The 7253-nt window shown below is 36.5% G+C and carries 6 protein-coding genes; 1 reads left to right on the top strand and 5 read right to left on the bottom strand.

Going from position 1 to position 7253, the window contains the following annotated elements:
• Positions 1-69: 69 nt before the first annotated feature.
• The 5 genes from CP357_RS09155 to CP357_RS09135 all read right to left on the bottom strand — a co-directional run bounded on the left by CP357_RS09155 (position 70) and on the right by CP357_RS09135 (position 6252).
• Entirely contained in the window at positions 70-1110 is a 1041-nt protein-coding gene (locus CP357_RS09155) for a type II TA system antitoxin MqsA family protein (protein ID WP_087176909.1), read from the bottom strand.
• A 27-nt stretch (positions 1111-1137) separates the two neighbouring features.
• Entirely contained in the window at positions 1138-1557 is a 420-nt protein-coding gene (locus CP357_RS09150) for a type II toxin-antitoxin system MqsR family toxin (protein ID WP_087176910.1), read from the bottom strand.
• 419 nt (positions 1558-1976) lie between these two features.
• The gene (locus CP357_RS09145; RefSeq protein ID WP_098037131.1) at positions 1977-3812 is read right to left on the bottom strand and encodes a monovalent cation:proton antiporter family protein; all 1836 of its coding nucleotides are present in this window, start codon (positions 3810-3812) and stop codon (positions 1977-1979) included.
• A gap of 103 nt (positions 3813-3915) precedes the next feature.
• The gene (locus CP357_RS09140; RefSeq protein WP_098037130.1) at positions 3916-5007 is read right to left on the bottom strand and encodes an SLAP domain-containing protein; all 1092 of its coding nucleotides are present in this window, start codon (positions 5005-5007) and stop codon (positions 3916-3918) included.
• Positions 5008-5025: 18 nt separating this feature from the next.
• Positions 5026-6252 (bottom strand): glucosaminidase domain-containing protein, encoded by a 1227-nt coding sequence (locus CP357_RS09135; protein WP_098037129.1) that lies wholly within the window; start codon positions 6250-6252, stop codon positions 5026-5028.
• Between the two features lie 233 nt (positions 6253-6485).
• On the opposite strand from CP357_RS09135, the gene CP357_RS09130 reads away from it, so the two are divergent.
• A complete protein-coding gene (locus tag CP357_RS09130) occupies positions 6486-6998 on the top strand; it encodes a Panacea domain-containing protein (protein ID WP_025005692.1) in 513 nt (170 codons plus the stop codon).
• Positions 6999-7253 lie beyond the last annotated feature (255 nt).

Genomic DNA, 7253 nt, shown 5'->3' with positions numbered 1-7253 from the left:
GAAATCATCGTTCTTTTTTCATGTCTTAGGAATTAGTTTTTTCCCAGACACTTTTGTGTCTTATTTTGTTTAAAAATCACGAATCTTTTTAGCTAAACTAAAAGAAATAATTTCATCTTCGTTGGTTTTTTTATATGCTAATTCTTCATGCATATATCTAATAATGTCTTTAGCGTTGTAATCTTTAAATTTGGCAATTACAGCATCCAGTATTTCTTTATCTTGTACAGAAAGAACACTATATTTCACTTTATCCGAAGGATAAAAATGAATCATTTCGTAGCCTGAATTACTCCACTCTTCTTGTACGTTAATATTAGCTAAATCTACCATATTCCTATGTCCAATAGGAAGAGCACCCATACTTTTATGCTGATAGACTAATCCTGTAATTCCATAACCATATTTTTTATATGAGAGGCTATCTACATACCATAACATTTTCATTAATTTAACTTTATATAAATCAGCAACATGAAATGCAAAATAAGAAATAATAGCTTCTAATTTATCAATGTTTAAACGTTTTTGTCCATTTTTATCTGAAGGTTTTAAGTAAGCAACATAATTACTTTCCAATGCCTGACGAGACAGGTTTTCTCTACCATATAAGTCTAAATTACGTTTTACTTTTTCTTGAATCGATTTCTTTTTATCTTGTGTAAATTTAGAACCGTTTCTTTCTAATAAATTCAAAATAATTAATGGATCTTTACGAATTTGTTGAAGCATTCCATCATGACTTTCATCTTGGATTGATTTACTTTCATAACGAGAAATAGTTGCTTCACCCCACCCCAGCAATTGTGCTAACTCCACTTGTGATAAATTATAATCTTTACGAAGATCAACAATTTCACTAGAACTTAACAAATGATGTTTTCTCCGATATGCATCACGTGCTGCTAGCAAATTTTTATTAGCCATTTTAGTAGGGACAAATTCACGCTCATCTGGGTCTGCATTTTTACAATAATAATATTTTTCTTTATAAGTTATTATTTCACCCTTAATCTTAGCTTGGATAAGAGTTTCTCTTTCTTCTATTTCGTGTGCTTGATCACAGATGGGACAATCCTTTACATATATTCTTTTAATTAGTTTATTCATTTTATTGTCTCCTGAACTAGATCTTCATTACTTATATGGAAAATCTTTCATTTCGTATTGAGCGAAATGAAAGGACACACATACTATTTTTTTGGTACGCATCTGCTTAATTTTCAATTTGATATAAACTTGATGATTATCTATTTCTTTTGCAAAAACATACAAATACGGTGGATGATCATCATCCTTATCCAAGAGCACTTCATAATACTCTTTAATTGAAAGTTCTTTCAATCTTTCAACAACATCCTCAACAGCATAATCTAAGTCTAGCAAAGTTTGTGGCGTTGAATATCCATGAATTCCATGAGGAGTGCGATTTCTAATTAATAAGAAATCTCGATTAACATCAAATTGATTACTATTAAGTATTGATTTAAGATCATTCAAAAAATCATTTACAGTATTTCTACTAACCTGAATTGGAATCTTTACGATGTTAATCACCTCTCCCTCTCTAATGCACTATCAATTGATAGTATATAGAATCACCTGAAAATGTTCAATTAAATTTTATAATATTTACCAAAATATTAATCTTAATAATGCCTCTCTATAAATTGTATTTTTATTGTTGCTTTCATATAATAGTAAAAGAAAAAGAGCTAACGACTGATACTCGTGTAACTCAGGTAACTGAATCGTGTGAGCTAACCTTTACGGTTGGCTTTTTTTGTATCTTATTTTAACAAGTTATCATGTTATAATGTACGTAGGAAGATTGTCGCGTCCAATGATCATGGATGCATGCGCAGCAAGACGATAACTTGCAAACGTGCGATGGCTCTGCATAATAGCAGGGCTTTTTTTATTTCCGATGATTACTAAAAAAGTGTCCGAGATTTTTCTCAGACACTTCTTTTCTACTATTCCTTACTCAACAAATCACGGACACGATCTGCCACCTTAAATTCACCAGAGAAGACCAAAATATCTCCCGGCTCAATCACAGTCGCACCACGTGGAATTAACCATTCATCCCCACGCTTAATTCTACTTACCGTAATCTGATCAATAAACTCCAAATCCATCAGTTGACGACCCGTATAATGCGTATTCTTCACTTTGACAGAATACAAAATGTTCTTCGTGTCAGTCATAATTCTGTAGACAGTTGGTGACTCAATCATTGCCCTCATCAATGCAGCATGCACATTGGTAGAGTTAAAGACTTCGATTCCCTTCTCATTAAACTCGGTCAAAGTCTTGCTATCAACTTCGCTGAGTCGGGCAATCACACGATTTATGCCCTTCTCTTTTGCCATCCGGGCAATCTTAATATTATCTTCGTCCGCGCGATTAGCCGCTACCACGATATCACCATCAAATACGCCATCTTTTTCAAGCGTTTCTTCGTCTAGATTTGGCAAAAAGGTTAAATTCTCTACTCGACTATCGTAAGTTTTATATTGATTCTTTTTGTCAGTGAACATCTTGACTGAATACCAATTAGCATGCAAATCATGAGCAACAGGCACAGTAACGGCATTCGCGCCAACAATTGCCACCTTTTCCTTAATCTTGTCTTCTGGTAACAAAACAAAGTTAGAGTTAAAGACAATCGGACTCAAAATGCAGACAATTACCGCAGCCAAAATGAAGGCATCAGACTGCGTTGATGTGATTGCGTGCAATTTCCGTGCAACTTGTAAAGTTGGCAAAACAATCGTAATAGTTGTTGCCGTCAAGAACCCACCAGCAAAAGCATTTTTCTTCTGAAAATAGCGCACATAAGTTAAAAGAACTGGTACTTTTGCAATAAATAAGAAAATAACTAACACTGGCAATAACATCAATGAAGACGGATGTGCAAAAAGTGAACGCAAGTTAAGTCCCACACCAGTCATAATGAAGAAAATCGGGATAAAGAAGCCATAACCAATTGAAGTCAACTTATCTTTAGTAGCTTCACTTGGCTCAAGCAACTTCATTACCACTCCGGCTAAAAAGGCACCTAAAATGTTTTCAGCACCAACAGTTTCGGCAACGGTAACCAAAGCAAAAATCAGGAAAAAGGCTAACCGAATATCAAGTTGAGTGGTTGACTTAGTAATCTTAGCAAACCACAAATATGGCTGCTTAAATCGACGCAACAAGAAAATTGCAGCAACAAATAATAAGATAATCAACCACAATTGTTCCGCATTACCACCATTGATAGATGCATAAATTGTTAACAAAAGCAGTGGAATAACTTCGCCGAGTACGGCTGTTAACAAAATCGTCTGTCCGATTGGTCGACCTAAAATATCCTTTTCCTTCAAAGTAGCGATAACCACGCCAAGGGCCACAGTCATCAAGATAATTGCGGCCAACATGACTTCACTGAATAATCCGGTAAGTCGTAAGACATAGGCTAAAACAAAGGCCATGATCACGATCCCAATAAAGGCAGTAATCGCCGTCTTCAGCGGATCGACCGTCTTCCCTGCTTGCGACTTCCCTTTAGGATTATTTTTTCTTTGCAATAAATCAAAATCAATTTCCATCCCTGATAAAAACATCAACAAGATCACACCTAGATTAGATAAAAAGGTGAGATCATGCGTGGATGTAATCAAGTTAAAACCGCTGGATCCCATGATGATGCCGACGATAATCTCGGCAACCGCGGTTGGTACGTTACTAATCTGAAAGCGTGCCATAAATATTGGAATGACTAGCGCTAACAAAACTACTAAAAATAGTGATAGTTGTGCCATAAACTCCCTCTCTTTCAACACAAGTTAATTATTTCATTTTCAAAATTAAAACGCTAGATGATATTCTAACAAATAATCATCTAGCGTTAAATCAACTACACTTCTATTCAATATCTTTAGCTAAGATATATTGTGTAGCGTTAAGTGCATAATACTTTTGACCTTTAATTGTGAGCTTGCTGCCGTAAGTTAATACGCGGCTGCCTTCCTTGACTTTGTTCTGCTTTTCAACGCAACCACTTCTAGTGTGCAAGTAGGTCTCGTTCTTTACTGTGCGGACAGTGGCATCAATGTTAGAAGCAACAACATATTGATCCTCGCCAATCTTGTAGTACTTCTTATTATTGATCATCTTGTAGCCCATCACAACGACGGGACTACCAGCCTTCTTCAAGATCTTGGTTCTCTTGCCCTTTTCGGTGTAAATATAGGCATCGTGACCAAGAGTTACCGCACCTTGAACTGCAGGTACTTCTTCCTTCGTCTTGTTTGGATCCTTAGTATGGGTATTTTCAATCTTTTTTTGCAAGTTGTAGTAATACTTGATTAAAGAATAGAACTGATCCATGTCGTAGCCCCACTTAGCAAAGTAGCCATCTGGGTCAACGTGATCGGTACCACCTAAGAATGTGCTGACAGCATGGTGAGACCAGATCGTCCCTTCACCATCATCGCAGGCATTGTCTGGCTTAAGATCATAACGGTGAAGCAGTTTTGCGATATAAATAGCATCATTATTCACTGACTTAGCAAATGCATCCCTAGTATTTTCTTCACAAAGCTCAATCTGGATAAAACGGTTGTTAGCCTTAAGACCTGCACCCCAGGTACCCATATCTGGTGATCTCATCTGAATAACTTGCTTGCTATCAACAAAAGCATGAACGTAAGCATTAATATTCATCCACTCACGGTTAAAGTAAATTGCTTCATCGTGGGCAGTCGCGCCAGGATCGTCAGTTTCGTGAACTACGATTCCTTCTGGCTTGCCATTTTCATATTCGACACCAGGGAACTTATTATACTTAATACCTTCGAGATTCAGCATCTTGTATAAATAAGTCACACCGCTATATTTATATTTTTTAGCGAGCGAGTTGATTGATTCAGCATGAACTGTTTGACTTTGGATATTAATCGCTGTAATCAGCCCCAATACTGCAATTAAAGTTGCTAAAACTTTCTTTAATTTCAAATCAGGCCCCCGTTCTTATTACATGAAGTTTGATTTCTTAATGTATTGACGGATACCGATTCTGTAATACTTCTTGCCATTGATCTTAACAGCACTTCCGTATGTAGCAACTTGTTCATTCTTCTTACGCTTTAAAGTGTTGTCGCGGTTGCCATATTGGTTATAAACATAGGCATTATGCTTCAAGAATCTAAGAGTACCATCAATGTTACCGGCTGCAATGTATTCATTTTCGCCGACACGGTAGTAAGTCTTCTTCTTAATAGTCTTAGTACCGTAAGTAGCGATTAACTTGCTGCCTTCTTCATCGTTGATCTTGTACATCTTGCCCTTGATCTTCTTGCCTTTGGCATCGTAGACATAGGCATTGTGCATCAAGTTCTTTTCAACCTTGGTTGCACCCTTTGGAGCCTGAGTACTTGGTTCGCTAGTAGTTGTCTTACCCTTGGTTAAAGAAGTACCGTTGATCCAGCCTTTACCTTCAATGTACATTCTAGTTGAACCATCATTGTAGGTAATGGTCTTAGTTACAGTAACCTTTTCGCCGCTCTTAACAGAACCAACAGCCTTAGCTACTGAATGGTTAGTTGGCCAGTTATAAACTGAACCTGACTTATCAACAGTGTAGTGCTTGGTAGCCTTAGAAATCACTGGGTCATATTGGTTCAAATTATGACTAGTGATTCTAGAATTAAGTGCAATATCATACTTGCTGTCGGTAGCATAAGTACCAGTTAAAGCCTTGGTTGCTTCGGCATAAGTGTTAGCATTCTCAAGCCAAGCGCCCTTGTAGCGAAGTGGTTGCCAAGTAACACCATTACGCAACTTGCTACCATTATCTTCAAATGATTCTTCAAAAGAATTATATTTTCTAAACTTGGCATTAATGTAGTAGCTCTTACCATTCTTGCCCTCTTCACGAGTCTTGGCAGAATAAGTAGCGCCACCCCAACTATCGTCAGCCTTCATACCAAAAAGATTATTTGCATTAACTGCAAGACCTGATTGTCCCCAACCAGATTCCACGATAGCTTGTGCAATCATTACTGATGGATAAGTACCATACTTCTTAGCAGCTTTAACAGCTTGCTTAGCGGCCTTATTTAAAAATGCTGTTTGCGCATCAGTAGCAGCAGAAACCTTTTGGCTACGAAGATTATTAATTGCAGAAATATTAGATGCTGGGGCAATTGTGGAAGTCAACACAACTGCGGCAGCTATGCTGGTCAAAAGTCTCTTCTTCATGAAATTTCCTCCTTGTATAACACCCTTCATTGTATCTAGCAAATAAGCAAGAAACAAGCCATTCATACCATTTGTACGGAAAAAGTAATATTTCTATTACACTGTTTTTATTGTGTTTGGTGGGAGCTGTACAATCTTAAGAAAGTGTATGGTGATATTTAATTCATTAGGTACTTTTAACAGATTTCATTATAATATTTGTAGGTACGAGATTTAATATGAAGGAGACTATTATGAGTAGAGATGCATACTTTTTTGATAAAGTCGAAGACTTGGTATCATATCTTGAAGCAAAACTTACTAACCCTACTCCATTGAAAATTCAAAAATCATTGTATTTCTTATGGGCCTTCTATGCTGCAACATACGGAAGCATTGATTATTCTAATGAAAATAGTGAATTTTCAGAAACTATCAAATACCCAAAAAGATTATTTAAGGCGAACTTTGAAGCTTGGCAATACGGCCCCGTCCTAAACAAAGTTTATGGAGAAGATAAAAATAACTCAATCACGCCAAGTTTAGAGAAAAAGCGTTACTCTAATTCGATGGAAAAAGATGTTTGGTCATTTATTGATGATATGATTGCACAAATTGATCCTATTAATGATTTTGGATTAGTAGCTAGATCACACCAAGATAGTGCTTGGAAAAAGGCTTATAAGGCCGGTCAATCACATTGTCCCATGAATGAAGAAGAGATTATTGAAGATTACAAGGAATATGCCGCAACCACAAATGCCTAAATTTCGTCCCAAATTAGTAACCAACCATAATAACCCCAGCCTAACGACTGGGGTTAAATTATTTAATCAGCATACTGCTGGTCAGCTGAATGCTCACAATGCTGATGTAAAAATTCTATTTTTTGACCAATTTTTAAATTCCGCCGATTGTAAAATCAAGTTGAACACTTTATAAAAATAAAAGTCCATCTGGACCTGTTTGATAGAATGTTAATATCCACAAAAACATCTATTGGAGGTCACAAATGGACTCTT

The organism is Lactobacillus sp. UMNPBX6, from assembly GCF_002553975.1.
Classification (GTDB): domain Bacteria; phylum Bacillota; class Bacilli; order Lactobacillales; family Lactobacillaceae; genus Lactobacillus; species Lactobacillus gallinarum.
Note: the sequence above shows the minus strand (reverse complement) of the source record. Positions and strands in the feature narration are given on the sequence as shown.

What these genes read in the sequence shown, in the direction of transcription:
- CP357_RS09155 (WP_087176909.1), bottom strand. Translation starts at nt 1,110, where the DNA reads ATGAATAAACTAATTAAAAGAATATATGTAAAGGATTGTCCCATCTGT.
- CP357_RS09145 (WP_098037131.1), bottom strand. Translation starts at nt 3,812, where the DNA reads ATGGCACAACTATCACTATTTTTAGTAGTTTTGTTAGCGCTAGTCATT.
- CP357_RS09135 (WP_098037129.1), bottom strand. Translation starts at nt 6,252, where the DNA reads ATGAAGAAGAGACTTTTGACCAGCATAGCTGCCGCAGTTGTGTTGACT.
- CP357_RS09130 (WP_025005692.1), top strand. Translation starts at nt 6,486, where the DNA reads ATGAGTAGAGATGCATACTTTTTTGATAAAGTCGAAGACTTGGTATCA.